Annotated in this window: 14 protein-coding genes and 2 pseudogenes; 5 read left to right on the forward strand and 11 right to left on the reverse strand. The window is 32.2% G+C overall.

The features are described 5' to 3' along the window. Positions 1-24 precede the first annotated feature (24 nt). Together VOI25_RS03950 and VOI25_RS03955 are read left to right on the forward strand one after the other, a co-directional pair. On the forward strand, positions 25-306 hold the full coding sequence (locus VOI25_RS03950; RefSeq protein ID WP_323787671.1) for a four helix bundle protein: 282 nt from the start codon (positions 25-27) through the stop codon (positions 304-306). 48 nt (positions 307-354) lie between these two features. After that, positions 355-1,059, forward strand: coding sequence for an RluA family pseudouridine synthase (locus tag VOI25_RS03955; protein ID WP_323787672.1), 705 nt, complete (start codon positions 355-357; stop codon positions 1,057-1,059). Here the strand turns inward: VOI25_RS03955 and VOI25_RS03960 are convergent. From VOI25_RS03960 to VOI25_RS03990, 7 genes are all read right to left on the reverse strand, one after another. Continuing rightward, the gene (locus tag VOI25_RS03960) at positions 1,056-1,871 is read right to left on the reverse strand and encodes a sensor histidine kinase (protein ID WP_323787673.1); all 816 of its coding nucleotides are present in this window, start codon (positions 1,869-1,871) and stop codon (positions 1,056-1,058) included. The genes VOI25_RS03955 and VOI25_RS03960 overlap by 4 nt on opposite strands. Positions 1,872-2,544: 673 nt before the next feature. Next, positions 2,545-3,057, reverse strand: a complete 513-nt coding sequence (locus tag VOI25_RS03965) for a hypothetical protein (protein WP_323787674.1) — start codon at positions 3,055-3,057, stop codon at positions 2,545-2,547. An 88-nt stretch (positions 3,058-3,145) separates the two neighbouring features. Beyond that, positions 3,146-3,994 carry a biotin-dependent carboxyltransferase family protein gene (locus tag VOI25_RS03970; RefSeq protein WP_323787675.1) on the reverse strand — a complete coding sequence of 283 codons (849 nt, stop codon included), beginning with the start codon at positions 3,992-3,994 and terminating at the stop codon, positions 3,146-3,148. After that, entirely contained in the window at positions 3,987-4,721 is a 735-nt protein-coding gene (pxpB, locus tag VOI25_RS03975) for a 5-oxoprolinase subunit PxpB (RefSeq protein ID WP_323787676.1), read from the reverse strand. Before pxpB ends, VOI25_RS03970 begins: the two co-directional genes overlap by 8 nt. A gap of 3 nt (positions 4,722-4,724) precedes the next feature. Further along, the gene (pxpA, locus tag VOI25_RS03980) at positions 4,725-5,459 is read right to left on the reverse strand and encodes a 5-oxoprolinase subunit PxpA (protein WP_323787677.1); all 735 of its coding nucleotides are present in this window, start codon (positions 5,457-5,459) and stop codon (positions 4,725-4,727) included. A gap of 1 nt (position 5,460) precedes the next feature. Further along, entirely contained in the window at positions 5,461-6,687 is a 1,227-nt protein-coding gene (locus VOI25_RS03985) for an Nramp family divalent metal transporter (RefSeq protein ID WP_323787678.1), read from the reverse strand. Continuing rightward, a complete protein-coding gene (locus tag VOI25_RS03990; RefSeq protein WP_416376061.1) occupies positions 6,680-7,807 on the reverse strand; it encodes a DUF2891 domain-containing protein in 1,128 nt (375 codons plus the stop codon). Before VOI25_RS03990 ends, VOI25_RS03985 begins: the two co-directional genes overlap by 8 nt. Positions 7,808-7,928: 121 nt before the next feature. Here VOI25_RS03990 and VOI25_RS03995 point away from each other — a divergent pair, with 121 nt between their 5' ends. Beyond that, positions 7,929-10,073 (forward strand): hypothetical protein, encoded by a 2,145-nt coding sequence (locus tag VOI25_RS03995; protein ID WP_323787679.1) that lies wholly within the window; start codon positions 7,929-7,931, stop codon positions 10,071-10,073. A 4-nt stretch (positions 10,074-10,077) separates the two neighbouring features. Here VOI25_RS03995 and VOI25_RS04000 read toward each other — a convergent pair. From VOI25_RS04000 to VOI25_RS04010, 3 genes and pseudogenes are all read right to left on the reverse strand, one after another. Further along, positions 10,078-10,914 (reverse strand): annotated as a pseudogene (locus tag VOI25_RS04000) (YifB family Mg chelatase-like AAA ATPase); the annotation flags it as partial. A 549-nt stretch (positions 10,915-11,463) separates the two neighbouring features. After that, positions 11,464-12,291: pseudogene (locus tag VOI25_RS04005) on the reverse strand (recombinase family protein); the annotation flags it as partial. 283 nt (positions 12,292-12,574) lie between these two features. Next, positions 12,575-14,110, reverse strand: a complete 1,536-nt coding sequence (locus VOI25_RS04010) for a ComEC/Rec2 family competence protein (RefSeq protein WP_323787680.1) — start codon at positions 14,108-14,110, stop codon at positions 12,575-12,577. A gap of 399 nt (positions 14,111-14,509) precedes the next feature. On the opposite strand from VOI25_RS04010, the gene VOI25_RS04015 reads away from it, so the two are divergent. Further along, the gene (locus VOI25_RS04015; RefSeq protein WP_323787681.1) at positions 14,510-15,175 is read left to right on the forward strand and encodes a hypothetical protein; all 666 of its coding nucleotides are present in this window, start codon (positions 14,510-14,512) and stop codon (positions 15,173-15,175) included. A 152-nt stretch (positions 15,176-15,327) separates the two neighbouring features. Beyond that, positions 15,328-16,593, forward strand: coding sequence for a DDE-type integrase/transposase/recombinase (locus VOI25_RS04020; RefSeq protein ID WP_323787682.1), 1,266 nt, complete (start codon positions 15,328-15,330; stop codon positions 16,591-16,593). Between the two features lie 351 nt (positions 16,594-16,944). On the opposite strand, the gene VOI25_RS04025 is transcribed toward VOI25_RS04020, so the two are convergent. Next, complete coding sequence (locus VOI25_RS04025; protein ID WP_323787683.1) at positions 16,945-17,607, reverse strand: hypothetical protein; 663 nt, start codon at positions 17,605-17,607, stop codon at positions 16,945-16,947. Positions 17,608-17,617 lie beyond the last annotated feature (10 nt).

Genomic DNA, 17,617 nt, shown 5'->3' on the forward strand with positions numbered 1-17,617 from the left:
ATTAGATTTTATACTATACTAGATATGCATAGATTTAAAGAATTAGAAATATGGAAAAGGAGTCGGTTGTTTTGTTCTCAAATTTATACACTGACATCTTCCTTTCTTGAATCTGAAAAATTTGGGCTAACCAATCAGTTAAGAAGAGCTTCTGTGTCAATGCCTTCAAACATAGCAGAAGGATCCTCAAGACAGTTTAATAAAGATTTTTCTAGGTTTCTTCAAATTACTTTGGGTTCGGCTTATGAAATCGAAACACAATTAATAATTGCAAATGATTTGAAATTCAAATCAACTTTAAAATAGCTCAAACTAGCTAAACGTTTTAATTGCCTAACTATCTAAAAATCTAACATGACTAAGAAGTCTAACATGTCTACCAAATCTAATTTACAAGTCATTTATGAGGATAATCACGTTATTATTGTTAATAAACGTGCTGGTGATATTGTTCAAGGTGATAAAACTGGAGATCAACCTTTAAGTGAAGTTGTAAAGGAGTATATTAAAGACAAATACAATAAACCTGGGAATGTGTATTTAGGTGTCGTACATCGCTTAGACAGACCAACAACAGGCATTGTCATGTTTTCTAAAACTAGTAAAGCCTTGCCTCGACTCAATAAACTTTTTGCAGAAAAAAAGGCTAATAAAACGTATTGGGCCATTGTAAAAAATGCTCCTGAACAACCTCAAGACACTTTAATCAATTGGCTTAAAAAAAATCCTAAAAACAATAAATCTACTGCCTACAGTAAGGAGATTAAGGATAGCAAAAAAGCGGTCTTGCACTATAAGGTACTCAAGGCCTTAGACAATTATTTTCTTTTAGAAATAGAATTAGAAACTGGTAGACATCATCAAATCAGATGCCAATTAGCAAGTATTGGTTCGCCTATAAAAGGGGATTTAAAATACGGATTTGATCGTAGTAATAAGGATGCAAGTATTAGCTTACATGCAAGACGTTTGCAATTTGAACATCCAGTTTCTAAAGTACCTATTGATGTAAAAGCACCTTTACCAAATGATCCTATTTGGAATGCTTGTGACCATTAAAATGGGTAATTAATTGTTAAGCTCACACCATTGTTTGGTTGTGAGACTAAATCAAAAGTGGCATTAATTAATTTGGCTCTACTTTTCATATTAATTAATCCTGAACCTTTCTCAGCTGAAGGAATATCAAATCCTTTTCCATCATCAATAACCGTTATTTCTAACTGAGCATCTCGATAATCTAAGGTGACACTAAGAGCTTCGGCTTCAGAGTATTTAACTGAATTAGAGAAAAACTCTTGCAGAATTCTAAACAAAACAATTTCATGTTTTTTGTTTTCGATTGCTTTTTGAGTACCCTTAATAATTAATTCAGCAGTAGAGAATTTCATGCGTTTTATGCGATTCAACTCGTTTGAAATAGTTTCCTCAAAACCCATATTCAAAATAACCTCATTATTTAACGATTTAGACAAGGAACGGACTTCCTTAAGACTTTCTTTTACGATATCTGAAGTCTCACTCACCTTACTCTTTAAGTCATCTGGTGCTTTTGAAGTTAACATATTAAGTTGCATGCTGGCATAGGCTAAAAGCTGTCCAACATTATCGTGTAATTCCCAACTTATATGTTTTAAGGTTTGCTCTTGTATTTCAGATTGTGTTCTTGAAATTTCCTCATCAAAGGCCTTTTGAGCTTCAATCTGATCTAAAAGCAATTTGTTTTTTCGCTTCTGAAAGGTCACAAAAAACAAGATAACCATAACAGCCAATAACAAGACAACAAAAATCACATAAGCAATTAATGTTATATGTTCTTTAAGGATTGTTTGCTCTTGTAAAGTGGATATAAAAAACCAAATATGATACATGAATAAGCGAAAATATTTATAATTAATAAAACTAAATTTCTGAAGTTAACAAAATTCTCATTTATCGCTTTAAAATAATTACTAAATATAAACAAAGGTGTTGCACAGATATTCCAAAACAATAAAGCTACACTAATGTAAAACGAAGGTAAGGTATAGTACTTCAAGATATACTCACTCCTCATAAGCTCTATAAAATACAAAATGATATAAATACTAATAATTATTGTAGATACTATAAAATCATAGTTATCAGAGGGCGTAAAAAAAGCTTCCGAAGATAAATAATAACCCAACGTAAATCCACAATAAACTATAAAAATAAACCGTACAATAATCTTAAACGTCCTACTAATTAGTAAATCTGAATAAAAAATACCTAGTAATCCAATACCTAAAAATGAATAAATATTATATAACCATATATTTCTACAAAACCCACTGTTCTTAAGGCTCACAAACCAATCGTAGTCGTAATTATTAAGCATAAGATGAGTGTATTCGGCTATGAATTCTACTATGACTGTTAGCCATAAATAATAGACAAATACACTCAGCTTTTTGTTTTTCGTTTTTATTAAATAATAAGAACCAAAAATGGCTGCAAGAATTTCTACAGATTTTGTAATTGATGTTTTATGATTAAGTAGAAACTCTTCCAAAAATTTATAGCTTATTGAGGATAGTTAATTCCTGGAGGATCTCCTTCTTCTCCTTGGTTTAAACCATTACCTCCAATAATATCTCCATTACCTCCTACTAATGCTGAAACCATACTTCCTTCGGATTGGTTTTCATAGCCTGTTGGCACAAGAAGAAATGTAGAATATCCTGGAACACCATCAATTTGAGGGTGTGCTCCTGGGTAAATTCTTACACCATTCATAGTATAACCTAAATCGGTGGCTTGTTTTTCAGCTAGTGTAAGGAAATTTTGCAAATCCTCAAGAGAATACCAAGACGACCTGTTGTCACCTCCTTCAACTCCTTTAAATACCGAGTCGTTAATTGCCTCATACCTTGGATCGTAAGCTTCTGTTAATGTTTTAATTTCTGCCGGCTTAATTATGCCACTTGGAACTGGTGTTTCATCCATACTTTCTTCATTTTTATCATTATGAAAATAAAAATACATCGCTAAAGCACCTAAAATAAATCCTAGAATAAGTAATACTAATTTTTTCATAAATGTTGGTTTAAGTTAATTGTAGTCTAATGTATTGAAATTCTCAATATAAAACCAAAAAATCACCAATTTTCGAGGTTTTTTCTTACTAATCAATGCATTTCAACCTAAATTTTTCACCAAAAATCTTTTGTGATAATTGATTTATAGATTGTTCTGAAACTTGTAAAATTCTAGGATATCCTCCAGTAGTTTGACAATCACGCATTAAAATTAATAGTTTACCAGAAGGTGTTAATTGAATTGTGCCTGGCAACACTAATGACGTCGTAATAGGCATCATCTTATTTTCAATAGTTTCGTTGACTTGATATGCCATTCTGTTACTATCTTGAGATATCGTAAATTGAGTTGAAAATAACGTCTCTTGTTCTAATTCTGTTAAGTAATTGTATTCCATTCCTTTAAAAACTTCGATTTCATTAACATCGAAATGGTCTTCATCAATTTTTAATGATCCCAATTCATTATCATGACTATCATTATCTGCTATAACAGGAAGAAAATCACCTTTCTGTAATCTGAAATGTCTTGTTATATCCTTATACATGCTATAACTATTCATAATAAACTCAGTTTGGAAGCCTCGATTAACTGCCAAATAGCTTCTACAACCATAGTTTAGCGTACCAAATGACAAGACATCATTTTTATGAATACGAACTCGTGTATTCATTCTTATAGGTTTGGAATTTAAATTTGGACTTAAATCAGCTCCAGACAAGGCAATTTCTGTACTACAATTGAATTTTAGCTTAGGACCCATAATGGTAATTTCTAAAACAGCATGTGATATTGGATTACCTAAAATAGTATTTGCAACTTTGGCCGAATACAAATCCATAGCTCCAGCATAAGGAATACCATAGTCTTGAACTCCAACACGTCCTAAGTCCTGAATTGTGTCATATAAACCCGATTTAAGCACTTCAATCATCAGCAATTTCGCTTTCTAAGTTATAGGTTCCATTTTTTATTGCTTCTGACATGTCATTATAAGCATCAATTGCAATAGGAACAAACTGAATTGTATCACCTGCCTTTGCAAAACAAGGTAGCTTTGATTTGGTAGAAAAAAATTCTAAAGGTGAATTTCCAATAATATTCCAACCTGCAGGACTCGAATTTGGATAAATTCCGGTCTGTTCATTTCCAATTGCAACTGCTCCTTTTTCAACTTCCAATCTCGGGCTTTTTTTACGTGGAAAATACAGTCGTTTATCGAGTCCACCTAAGTACAAAAATCCAGGTAAGAATCCGATGAAAAAAACAGTGTAAATTACGTCAGAATGAATCTTAATAATTTCAAGTTTTGAGAGTTGTTTTGCTTTTGAAATTTCTTCTAAATCAATTCCAAATTTGTCATCATAACACACTGGAATTTTCCAGTGCTTCAAGTCCTGTGTTTTTATGCTTACTCTTGTCGAATATAACATTTTTAATGCTAAAAAGGCATCATTGATATTATCAATAGTAACATCGTAAATAACTAATATCGAGTTGTATGCGATATTTACCTGAAGTAAAGATTTAATATTTGAATTTAAGAGGTGATTTTTATAAATCAACACGTCATTTAGGATGATTTTATCAATTTTATGAGGCCATTGTACCAATATTGAACGTTCAGAAAAGCGATGATATGTAAGTTTAAAATCCCTCAAAAGTTACAAAATATTTATAGAATTTTGCTTTAATTTACTTGTAAAAAATTTCAAATTTTCAATCACATTTTCATGATCACTATGAACACAAATTGTGTCAATTTTTAGCTCTACTTCTACTCCACTTTTTGTCTTTACTTTTTCATCCGAAATCATTCTAAATGCATGGTCAAAAATTTGATCAGCATCATAAATTATTGCATCAGAATTTTGTCTTGAAACCAAAGTTAGATTTTCATTATAATTCCTATCAGCAAAGCCTTCATACATTACTTTCAATCCATCAGTAATTGCTATTTTAGAAATCATGGACTGATAAGGCGCGTAAAGAATTAAGTTTTTATCAATACTTTTGATCACACTTACTATAATCTGCGCTGTTTTTTTATCAATGGATGCTAAATTATATAAAGCTCCATGTGGTTTCACATGATTCAGCTTAACACATTCTAGCTCTAACACTTCAATTAAAGAATTGATTTGCTCTTCTAAAGACTTATACAAATCGGAAGAAGACATTTCTACAATTGTCCTGCCAAAATTTTCTTTATCCGGAAAGGATGGATGTGCTCCAATTTTAACGTTATGCTTTTTAGCTAATTTCGCAACACTTGTCATTGTTTCAATATCTCCTGCATGTCCACCACAAGCAATACTACACGAAGACAGATAAGGCATTACCAAAGCCTCATTACCAATACCTTCACCTAAATCACAATTGACATCTATATGTTTCATTTTAAATAAAATTAAATACTTTCAAAATACTTTTCATTCCTAAAAATATCGCTATCCCTAAAATTACAAAACCTAGCATATTCTGGAAAACCGTATTCTTATACTTCCCAAGGATTGATGATTTATTCATAATCCACAATAAAAACCCAGCAATAACAGGCAAAAGCAAGCCATTTGCTACTTGAGCGAATTTGATAATCTCAATGGATTTAAAACCAATAGACGAGAATACCACTCCTAATACTAAAATAAATACCCAAACCAACCTGAATCGTTTAGATTTCATATTAGAGTCCCAACCCAAGCAACCTGAAGCCACGTAAGCAGCCGCTAAAGGCGCTGTAATTGCGCTTGTTATTCCAGCAGCAAATAATCCAACAGATAAAAAAACAGATGCAAAGTTTCCAAAAAGAGGCTCGAGTCCTTTAGCTAAATCTGCAGCATTATTAACTTCAAAAGATTTGATAGCTGCTGCAGAAATCATAATACACATAGATACAATTCCACCTAAAACCACAGCAATAATGGTGTCTTTACGAGCAAATTTGAGATCAGTTTCTGTTTTCCATTTTTCCTTTACTAGAGAAGCGTGAAGAAACAAATTGTATGGCACAACCGTAGTTCCTACAAGTGCAATAACCGTCAAAACGCTTTCACTTGAAAATTTCGGAACAAACAACCCTTTCAAGACTTCAGTTAAATCAGGTTTTGTCATTATAGCTGTAATCAAAAAAGCTATACTCATTAAAATTACTAAAGAAATCAATGTTTTCTCTAACACTTTATAATTACCAATATAGAGCAACACAAAAGCAACAACTCCAATTACAATACTGTACAAATTTAGATGTAATGACCCAAATTGAACAGTTTGTGTGCCAAACAAATTTTCTAAACCTAAAATACTTCCACTAATATTTCCAGCTTCATAGGCTGCATTTCCTACTACAATTGCGGACAAGATTAAGATAATAGCGAGTGATCGCAAAACTGGATTTGAAATCTGAGAACGAATAACTTCAGACAATCCTTTCTGAGAAATAATACCCAATCGAGCTGCCATTTCTTGAAGAACTACTGTTGCTAAAATGGATAGCACCATTGCCCATAGTAGCGCAAAACCAAAATTAACACCAGCAAGTGTACAGACCGTTACTGTTCCTGGCCCAATAAACGCAGCAGCTACAAGTGGTCCTGGCCCAATATTTTTAAACCAATTCTTAATCACGCTGCACAGAATTTAAGGCATAAATGGCAAAACTTCCAAGCCAATGACCTCCTTCATAACTATCACCAACAATATTTGGTAAGGTATAGTTTATATGTTGATTTGCTACATTTTTTAAATGCACATAATCAGGTAAATCTTTTGCTATTTCATTTAAACTCCAGGCTCTAGAAAAGTTCACACCATCTAGATGCACTAGTTTTCCATCGGTTCTATCACTAACTTTTCCAGTTTCAACAGTGAAATTTTTATTTTTTAATTGGGGAAGAAATTTATCAAGCCATATTTTATAGTCTTCGGAAGACAAAACACGCTTCATTAAAGCGGCTTCCTCTAAACAAGGCGACAGGAAATCAAATCCACTAGGTTCCCAAGACAACGGACAACCAGCATCATTACTATAAAAGTCTTTAGCTCGTTGTTCAATAAGCGTTTTTAACTCTGTATTCCCGACAGTTTTAGCATAATCGTAAGCAAATGAGAGACCGAACGCTGTATTTGGATGTTCTCCAACTCGAATTGGATAATTTAGTTTCGGTAGAAATTCTAAATACTTCCCAACTATTACGTCTGTTAGTGGTTGTAAATTAGATTCTAGTACTCGCGCGTTAGGATTTTCCCAAGTATGCAATTCTTCAGCTAATTTCAATAACCAAGCCCAACCGTAAGTCCTCTCCCATGATGAATTGTGCTTACCGAAAAAATAAGAGACTTCAATTTTCATATGCTCTTCAGACATATTCTCAAGCAACATTGCTATACTTTCTTCTCTAGCATTCAAGTCAGGAAATTGCTTCAATAAACTCACCAGACTCCAGTGACCATGTACCGCAGAATGCCAATCAAAGCAGCCATAAAATGCTGGATGTAATGCTTGAGGCGATTGTAAATCTTCGTCACCACCAATGACCTGATTGAGCTTGTTTGGATATTCCGTTTGAATACAATCTAGTGGTAATTTTGCTAATCGATTAGCTTCCTCCAGATTCAATATTGGAACAGCCACCTTTTCAACAGCCTTAATTTCTGAAGTCTCCATATGTTTTTCTTCAGTTTTAGAATCTACACAACCTAATAACACAGTAAAACAAAGACAAAAGAAGAGTTTATATCTATACATTTTTAATTAGTTAAAGAATTGACTTTAAATATAATGCATTTGCTCAAGAGATAGCTCAGCCGTTTATAATAGTTTTCATTAATTATTATTATCTTCGATTTTAGTTTTTTAAACCCTATTTATGTTTACGAATAAGAAAAAATGGATAAATACTCTAAAGTTTTTAGCAGCCTATTTAGTTGCTGCTTGGACCTTTTTGCAATTTATCGATTGGATTTTAAATCGCTATAGCATTTCACCACATTGGGTTGATATCTTGTTGTGGATTTTTATTGGAATAGTACCATCACTATTGATATATCTCCACAATCAAGAGCGTATTAACAAGCGCATATTAAAGCTTAGAGAAAAGATTATCATTCCACTTAATATCATCTTACTGATAGTCACTTTATATTTCGGATTTGGAAATAGTGATCTTGGAGCTACAACCAAGAATGTATCTTTTGAAAATTCTGAAGGCCAAGTAGAAACCAAGACAATCACTAAAGAAGAATTTAGAATTGGAATTCCAATTTATGGTTATAAACAAGAAGTCGAGGACAGTACAACAACATGGATGCGTTATGGCATTGGCAAATTACTCTATGAAGATTTATTGCAAAACAAGAGTTTAAGTCCTGATTTTGCACACTTTACAACAACAACCACAAAAATTCGAGAAGCCTCATTATTTTATGATTTTTACGTTGACGGCTCCTACAAAAAAGTTGGGAACGAGTATGAAATTAAAACGTTTATTAGAAAAGCAAGTAATGGAAAAAAGCTAAATGAACACATTATTAAAGGAACTGATTTTTTAAAACTACTTGATGACATTAGCGTATTTATTACATCCCAAGCTGGCTATGTTGAGAGCAATGCTGTAAATTATCTTGATTTACCAATTGATGAATTTATGAGTAGTTCACTTCCCGCAATAGAAGCATTTGTTAACGGAAATTACTATAAAGCATACGAATTAGACAAAAACTTCGCCTTAGCCTATCTTGAAAATGCAAAACGCAATAGCCTTTATAACAAAGGCAAACTTGAGACTCAAGATATTATTGACAGAGCATTTGCGTTAAAAAACAAACTGCCACTACAAAAACAATTAGAGGTATTTATTCAACGAAATTTAGCTTACAACAAATATGATGAAGCTGAGAAGCAAGTAAAATTACAATTAGAAGTTGATCCGAATAATGAATTTTACAATCAGGTGTTATTTTCTATATACGGGAACACTAAACAAGTAAAGGCTTATTTAGAAAAATCTGAACAACTTTTCGAACAAGATCCAAAAGGTGATAACGGTACGAATTTAGCAAAAGCGACCCTTATAAACGGTCAAGAAAAAGAGCTTCTAGAAGCCTTGAAACCTTACGAAATTATAAGTCCTAATATTGCACAAATGAAATTAGAACCCTTAATATTTAGTGGAGATATTAAAGGTGCCGAAAAGCTTGTTGAAGAATTAAAAATTCAAAACCCAAAAAACTCAATTCGAATCAAAGTCTACGATTCTATAATAGCTCATTTCAATACTAATAATCCTAAAACGGAAGACTTAGAACAATTCGTTGGTGAATACATTTCAAATGAAAATGAACAATCCTTAGAATTATGGATTGAAAACGACCGCATTATACAGTACATTTCGCATCAGCGCATGCAAACCTTACTTCCTTCGGGACCCAATTCTTTAGGTGGTGGCTATGTTGGAGAATCGACTTGGAATTATGAACTTATTAAAAATGATAATGATAAGCCAATAGGTTTTATTAATTCAACAAATTATTGGAATGGAACTGTTACTAATATTTTTTGGAAACTAGATTCAAGTATTACATCAGCAAATGAAGCTTTTGAAGCAGGCAATTTTACAGAAGCAGAACGTCTTTACGAAATAGCTTACACCGAAAATCCAAAACACGCCTATCTAAAAAACATATTGTCTCATTTAAAATATACTGCCAAAAAAGGCAAAGACTCATTATTAAGACAACACAAAAGATATTCAGGGAATTATGGTCCGAGAAAATTCTGGTTAGAAGATGGCAAGTTCTTTTACAAGCGAAAAGATGACCGCGTTGACCTACCCAGAGTTGAGTTATTAGCGATTTCAGAAAACGAATACATGCACTTTTCTAAGCTAGGAACTACTATGATTTTTGAAGTTACCAAAACCAATCAAATTGCTTCTGTTCCTTATAGCTTTAAAGCTGAAAACATGGAATGGGAACGATTAGACGGCGAAACTAATTACTTTTTGAAGGAGTAACGAATCATCCCAACCAACCTTCACGATCCATACTTCTGTATTGTATAGCTTCAGAAATATGAGATCCATTAATGGATTCTGAAGCCTCTAAATCTGAAATTGTTCTTGATACTTTTAAAATCCTATCATAAGCTCTAGCCGACAAATTTAACCGTTCCATTGCTGTTTTAAGCAATTGCATCGAAGCCTCATCTAGCTTGCAATACTTTCTAATTTGCTTGGTGTTCATTTGCGCATTATAATGCACACTTTCTGAGTCTTCAAAACGTTTGGTTTGTAGTTCACGAGCCGCAGTGACACGCTTTCTTATGGCTACAGAAGATTCGCCTTTACGTTCATCTGACAGCTTTTCAAAAGGCACAGGCGTTACTTCTATATGAATATCAATTCTGTCCAATAAAGGTCCAGAAACCTTACTTAAATAACGTTGCATTTCAGCAGGAGACGATGTTACAGGAGCATTTGGATCATTAAAATAACCGCTAGGACTTGGATTCATGCTAGCTACCAACATAAAACTACTTGGATAGGTAACCGTAAACTTTGCTCTTGAAATCGTAACTTCTCGATCTTCAAGAGGCTGACGCATGACTTCTAAAACTTCACGCTTAAATTCTGGCAATTCATCTAAAAACAACACACCATTGTGTGATAATGAAATTTCACCTGGTTGCGGATAGCTTCCACCTCCAACAAGTGCTACATTTGAAAGAGTATGTTGCCCATTTGTTCCTGATTCAAAAATTTGGTGTGGTTGGCTATTGGGTAGAATTTTATAAAGATGAATATTGATTTCATCTTTACCCACGATTATCTTTTCTGTTATGGTTTCTATCACTTCTCGTTTTTCAGCATGAGATAATGAAGTCCATTTTTCAAAAAGACCTTTGGCTAATTTAAGAACCTCATTCGTCGATTTTTTTGAATTAATATCAAGAGAAATATCATTTTCTAATTCTTGAATACGAATATCAATTTGTGAAATTTGTTCATATGGTTTTTGATGGTATGAATGAAAGGATTCGGTAGTAATTTTACCTTCCGTATGAAGCAATAGAATGCTTTCAATATGCTTGTCCAATTTTTCTTTCTCTTTACGAAGTTTGAGTAGCTCTTTCTCTCTGTCTTTAAGAACAATTTTTAGTCGTTTGAAATAATCATCAACTTTGTTTTCAGATACCGTATAGGCGTGCAATTCACTTCTGAAAATTTCTTCTAAGTCATCTTTGCGTATTCTATTTCCACATGATGAATGACACACATAGTTTTCACTATTGTATCGTGTGTACATTCGAGAGCCGCAATGACAAAATACAAATCCAGTAAAAAGATGGACTCTGGTATTCAAAACTTGTTTATGATTTTTCTTCTGTGCGTTAATGATATTGTTCACACTATCCCAAACCTCCTCTGATACGATGGGTTCTACTACATGAAAAAACCATTCTTCTTTAGGTTTGAATTTATTTGGTTTGGATGCAGAACTATATCTTCTGTTCATAATATGCAAACCTTTTGCAACAGGGTCAGTGAGTAACCTCTTGACCGTAGAGTCAGTGAATTTATTTCCTCTACTAGTTCTATGTCCTTTATCGTTTAAGAGACGGGCAACAGTTTTCTTTCTTTTGTGTTCTAAGAACAATTCAAACATCAATTTCCTTATCGGTGCTTCATCAGGGTCAATTACAAGTTTCTTATTCTCATACTTAAAGCCATATGGAGCTTGTCCGCCGATATGCTTGCCAAGTTCTGCTCTGGTTAACACTGAGCCAGCTACACGGTCAGCAATCATCTCCCTTTCCCATTCAGCCATTGAACTCATTGAGCGAAAGAAATGACGACCAATTGGAGTAGACGTATCAATCGACATATCCATAGATATTAAATCGGCATCATACTCCCTGAATATTTCTGAAATCTCAATTAGCTCCTTAGTGTTTCGTGCTAATCTTGCAATTTTAGAGAAAACCAAACCCGTTATTTTTCCTGACTTAATATCAGCTAACATCCGTTGAGTTTCATCATATCCCATAACCGATTTACCACTAAGTGCTTCAAGACGATATGTTTTTGCGATTTTCCAATCACGAGATTTTACAAAAGATTTTGCTCTCATTTCATGGTGCAAATGGCTCTCGCTTTCAACCTGCATCGTACTACTTACACGAATCCAAATGCCAATATTCTTTATACTCATAACTTCCTGATATATAGGCATGAATATACGAAAAACATACTTTAATTCAAAGGGTATGTTGATTTGTTATAAAAATATTAAACCAGAATAGCCATTAAAGAATATATCAGTAATGCTCATCATTTCATATATGACTGTAAATGGTGTGGCGAATTGCCACAGGCAAACAACAAATAGACTCCTAATTCTAATCAAAAACTTAACAATCAAAAAAAGTTATGAAAAAAGAGAATTGAATAGGGTTTAAAACTCATAACTAAGTTTATGAGTTTTTTTGATGAAATTTAAATTATGAATATAGTAATCAATGATTGCTATTAGCATGATACTCATATTCCTCAAGCTTATTGTTCCATGTTAATTCATAAATATCCCATTTCTGACCATCTGAGCGTTTTTTTTCAAGCTTTTGAGCAATAATCACTTGTGTTCCATCTGTTCTGACTGTTATCATTCCATACTTTGCTACATTACTATCTCTTAGTCTATTCATCCTAAACTCATAATGTTCCCTCTCCTTTTTTGTTGTAGCCGCATTCATGCGTTCTTCTATTTTCTTCAGTAGTGCATAGAATTTTATTGGATATGAAAATTCATTGGTACTTCGAGCTAATTCAGTACTGAAAATAAGTGGACGTTTGCCTCGACTATTTTTTCCAAAAGAACCCAATGCATCAGGGCGTGGATGGGAATGGGATTCATTATCTCCACTTGAAATAATGGTAGCAATAGGATTGATTGCGCTTAAAAATGAGTCCAATACATCACTTGCTCCATGATGACATGCTTTTGCTATATCACATTGAAACCTCCCTCTTGTCTTGGAGACTATTAAATCTAATTGAATGCTGAGTACTTCTAAATCTTGATTTAGCTTTCTTCTTTTTTCAACAGAAAGAGAGTTATCACTAACTAGCTTCTGTCTTAATTTATAAATTTCTTTTTCAAGGTCACTCATCAGATTATCATCCTTAGAATAATACTGAGCAATATAATCTTGAGACTTTGTATTTAAATCTCCTCCTAAAAGCACTTTTAATTTTCCATAATGTAATTTGAAGACTATAGAATGTCCGTTTTTTGTTTCTCCTTCATTTCCTAGTTTCTTAAGGCATTCTCTTTTTTCACCTTCGAATTCTATCGTCTCAGTTATTGGAGCTAATATTTCTAATTTCAAAGGATTATTTCCTCTATAATGATCAAGGTGCTCTTTTGAAATATCGAGAAAGTCAAACTTAATATCAGGATTATTCTCTTTTGCTGACACTAATGTCTTTAGATAGTACTTTCCAGATTTCAGGTTCTTGGCTATCAAATCCTGCATTTCTTTATCCGTAAGGACAGTATCCCATAGATGATAAATGTCTTGATCCGGTATTGGTGGTACTTTTCTGCCTAAGTCATACATCCATGTATTTTTATCGATACCTTGCGTGGATCGTTCAACAATTCCATTATGGCAAATCTTTTTGATTTTTAGTTTTTTATTCTTAAAAATATTATGAAAGCCATAGTAATGATCTAAATCAGGATGAGATATAATGGCATAATCAATATCCTTTGGTTTTTTAACACCAACAGTTGCATCTGTTACATCATCAACACCTGTAACTTTTCTATATCGTAAGTTATATCTCCAGTTTAAAAATCGCGACATGTTATCTCCTCCAGAACCATCAAATCCAACTCCTTCACCAGCATCTATTAAGATAATTTCATCATCAGGAGTAACCAAATGACAGCCATCGCCTTGACCTATGTCAACAAAGTTAATTTCTAGCATACGCTTGTCAGTAACCCATTCTTCTTTTAACCATCCCTCATTCCCGCGACATTTCATCTTGACCCAATCTCCGTTTGTTTCTCCTAAGTATCGAGCATAGTCACCTAGAATAAGATGGTTTGCTGCATTTTTACTTGTGCTTTGTTTTGGTTCGAGTCTGAGAACAACATCTCTTTCTTTGATGAAGTAAGCCTTACTAATATTTAGTGCCATCGGAATTGGTGTTTTGATTAAACCAATATAAATCAAATATAAACATGTATCAATACGTAGTTCTACGTATTTTTTTATAGAAAACATGTAACGTATAGAATAATTACTCTACTAATAGCGTTAAATAATACAAGCATTTTCTGTAAGAAGTAATTTTCATTTAACTAAATCATAATTACTGTTCACTCATTATTGGATGTTTATAGAGATCTTAAATACTAGTTTTGAATAAACTCACTAACCATGAATAAGCTAACCAATGTTCTCATTATTGAACAAGAACCGTTGATCTCTTACTCTATTGAAGAAGCTCTAAGAAACATATCGGTACAAAATGATCTGTTTTGTAATATGACATCTGTTTATGATTATAAGTCCGCTTTAAACGAGTTAAATTCTTCAAAACATTATAACCTTGTTTTCTTGAGCATTGATTCAGATAATTCATTTAATAAGCAATCAAGTTTAACGAATCAAGTTTTTAGTTTATTAGAAAAGAGTCTTAAAAACATACAGCTTATGATCCTAATTCATGAGTGTGATAATTTCTTAATACACAATCTTTTTAAAACTCTAAACCCTGAAAGTATTTTGTTAAAGCGAGACATGAAATTTAAAGACTTAACAACTGCGATAGATAGAGTAATTCAAAATATTCCTTTTTATAGTACTACCATTCTAAAACATTTACGCATTCGTATGTCATGTAATATTTCCTTAGATAAAAGTGATCAATTAATACTGTATTATTTATCAAAAGGTGTACGAATGAAAGATATGTCTAAAATGGTGTTTTTATCTCATAGTGCTATCGAAAGTAGAAAGCGAAAATTAAAACAATTGTTTAATGCCGAAAGGCAACAAGACAGTTTTTTATTTGAGAAAGCTCGCGAACATGGATTCATCTAATAAGTTAAATTAAGATTAAAGAATAATAATTATCATTAATTATATAATGATAAAACCATAAAATTTTAAAGGTTTAGACTTATAAATTATAAGTCAAAATTAATTAACAGATTTAGTAGAGGTTCTAATTTAGTTTGATATAACATAATATCATGAGAATTTCTTGGGACACATCAATAAAGCATCTTGCTAGACATGGATTACTAAAAGATATATTAACTTCTCAGCAAGTTTCTAATATTCCTAGTTCAAATTTATCACGTTGGAAAAATGAATCAGATGATAAGTACCTATATTCAGAGATAAATCAAATCATCAAAAAAGATATTGAGCTTATAAAACGAATAAATCAAACTTCAAGGATTAAAAAAATTAATGAAGCTTATTTTAAACTCGCTGATACTTTTCATTTTGTGATTTCAAACATTAAGGGAGTAAAAACTTTACTCAAAAATCAAAAAGAGCTTTTAGTAAATACTATTAATTCTTTAAAAAATATCATACCAATTGATAATGCACTAAAACTATTTAACATTTCAAGAACCACTTATCAAAACTATAAAACCATTGTTATTCATAAATGTGAAGCTTCATATTTTAAATGGTGTAATAGGCGTTTTTCTAATCAACTCTTACCAAAAGAAGTAGAAATGATTAAAGAGTATATGGAAGATGAGCGTTATAGAGATTGGTCAAAGTCATGTATCTACTTAAGAGCTATAAGAGATAATTCATTATTCTGTGGGTTATCTACCTTTTATAAATATTGTAGGTTACTAGGTTTTTCTAATCTAAAAAATTATCTAAAATCTAAGAGGTATAATCCTCACAAAACATCAAGACCAAATGGGGTTTGGTGTGCTGATGTCACTATTTTCAGAACAGAAGATTATATAAAACATTACATTCATATTTTAATGGATCATTACTCTAAGAAAATTATTGATTATCGTATTGAAAATAGTTGCTCTGGAAAAGCCATCAGATCTTTATTACAAGTTGCTTATAAAAAATACAAACCTATAAATACGATGTTTCTGACGGATGGTGGATCAGAAAACGTCAACAGAAATGTCGCTTCACTATTAAAATCATACAACGATACTATCATACATAGAATCGCTCAGCGAGATGTGATATTCTCTAACTCAATGATAGAAGCCTTTAATAAAGTTTTAAAACATCAGTTCCTGTATCCAAGAGTGATTAGTAATAGAACTTCACTTGAAAAAGTAATGACAGAAGTCATACCAATTTATAATAATGAAAGACCACAATTAAGATTAGGGGGTAATACACCTAACGAAATTTTTGATGGTTCTCCAATTCAATTTGGAACATACTCTAATAGCTTTAAAATACAAAAAGCACTTAGAATTATTAAAAACAAGCAAAACATTTGTAATACATGTTTATAAAACTCCTTCAATATTGGAAAACTAAAAAGAGAAGTAAAAAACATTACTTCTCTTTTTAAGTTAAACCCATAAAAATCAACTTTATTTGATTTTGTATTTTAAATCACTCATTTATAACCAATTCCCATAAATGGGACAGTCTATTTTAAAATGATCTTGGGAAGAGCAGGCCACTAAGCTTTCCTGTATGGATGATATGTTTGATTTCTTCTGGTGTCATTAAAATTTACTTTAAAAAGAGAAAGACAGTCTTTTAAAACTGCCTTAACTCTAATCTTATTGTATTTTGGTCATGTTCCAACTTTGGAACACTTTTATCGCGGTTTTATAAATTAATGTTAGACATTAAGTTTAATACGGCGACTCTTTTTGAGTGTAAATCTGAGCTCTACCAAAATAATTTGAAGCCGTAATTTTATCGTCCTTGATAATAAATATAAATTCAGTAGACCTTTTTCTAGAATCGATACATAGCATTGTGGTCTTAGGGTCAAACTCCACAGACTCAAATTTGAAAAATTTATTTTTATTCGTTTCAATAGTTATTGAAATATTCTCTTCATTAGGTAAATCAATATAGTTTTCAAGACCTTTAAGTTCTAGTATTTTAACTTCAGACATCAAATCAGATTTAAACGAAACATTGTAGTCTTTCATAAAATCTAGTGCTTCTTGGTCTTTACCAAAAGCTATTCCAAGTGTATTATCTCCATACTTACCACTTTTACATTTTTGTAATGATATTGCATTATTTGGAATAAATCGAATTGTATCATTTCTACTTGTCAAAGTTCCAAAATAGTGATTTGAATAATTTGAGCCTCTCATTTTCAAATAAGCATTGCCAGAATCATCAGTCTTAATTTGTAAAAACCCTCCTTTCGAGTTCTCAGCATATAAGTTTAGCTCATTTGGTTGTTCAGTTTTGGCACTAGCATCTTCTCCCTTAGAAGTATGCGCACATGCGTAAAAAGTGAAGCATAATGCAAAAATTAATAATCGATAAATATTCATAATAATTCAA

The organism is Psychroserpens sp., assembly GCF_034670085.1.
GTDB lineage: Bacteria > Bacteroidota > Bacteroidia > Flavobacteriales > Flavobacteriaceae > Psychroserpens.

Coding starts and splice junctions, on each gene's coding strand:
- VOI25_RS03950 (WP_323787671.1), top strand. CDS start 25: ATGCATAGATTTAAAGAATTAGAAATATGGAAAAGGAGTCGGTTGTTT.
- VOI25_RS03955 (WP_323787672.1), top strand. CDS start 355: ATGACTAAGAAGTCTAACATGTCTACCAAATCTAATTTACAAGTCATT.
- VOI25_RS03960 (WP_323787673.1), bottom strand. CDS start 1,871: ATGTATCATATTTGGTTTTTTATATCCACTTTACAAGAGCAAACAATC.
- VOI25_RS03965 (WP_323787674.1), bottom strand. CDS start 3,057: ATGAAAAAATTAGTATTACTTATTCTAGGATTTATTTTAGGTGCTTTA.
- VOI25_RS03970 (WP_323787675.1), bottom strand. CDS start 3,994: ATGATTGAAGTGCTTAAATCGGGTTTATATGACACAATTCAGGACTTA.
- pxpA (WP_323787677.1), bottom strand. CDS start 5,459: ATGAAACATATAGATGTCAATTGTGATTTAGGTGAAGGTATTGGTAAT.
- VOI25_RS03990 (WP_416376061.1), bottom strand. CDS start 7,807: ATGTATAGATATAAACTCTTCTTTTGTCTTTGTTTTACTGTGTTATTA.
- VOI25_RS03995 (WP_323787679.1), top strand. CDS start 7,929: ATGTTTACGAATAAGAAAAAATGGATAAATACTCTAAAGTTTTTAGCA.
- VOI25_RS04010 (WP_323787680.1), bottom strand. CDS start 14,110: ATGAAATGTCGCGGGAATGAGGGATGGTTAAAAGAAGAATGGGTTACT.
- VOI25_RS04015 (WP_323787681.1), top strand. CDS start 14,510: ATGAATAAGCTAACCAATGTTCTCATTATTGAACAAGAACCGTTGATC.
- VOI25_RS04020 (WP_323787682.1), top strand. CDS start 15,328: ATGAGAATTTCTTGGGACACATCAATAAAGCATCTTGCTAGACATGGA.
- VOI25_RS04025 (WP_323787683.1), bottom strand. CDS start 17,607: ATGAATATTTATCGATTATTAATTTTTGCATTATGCTTCACTTTTTAC.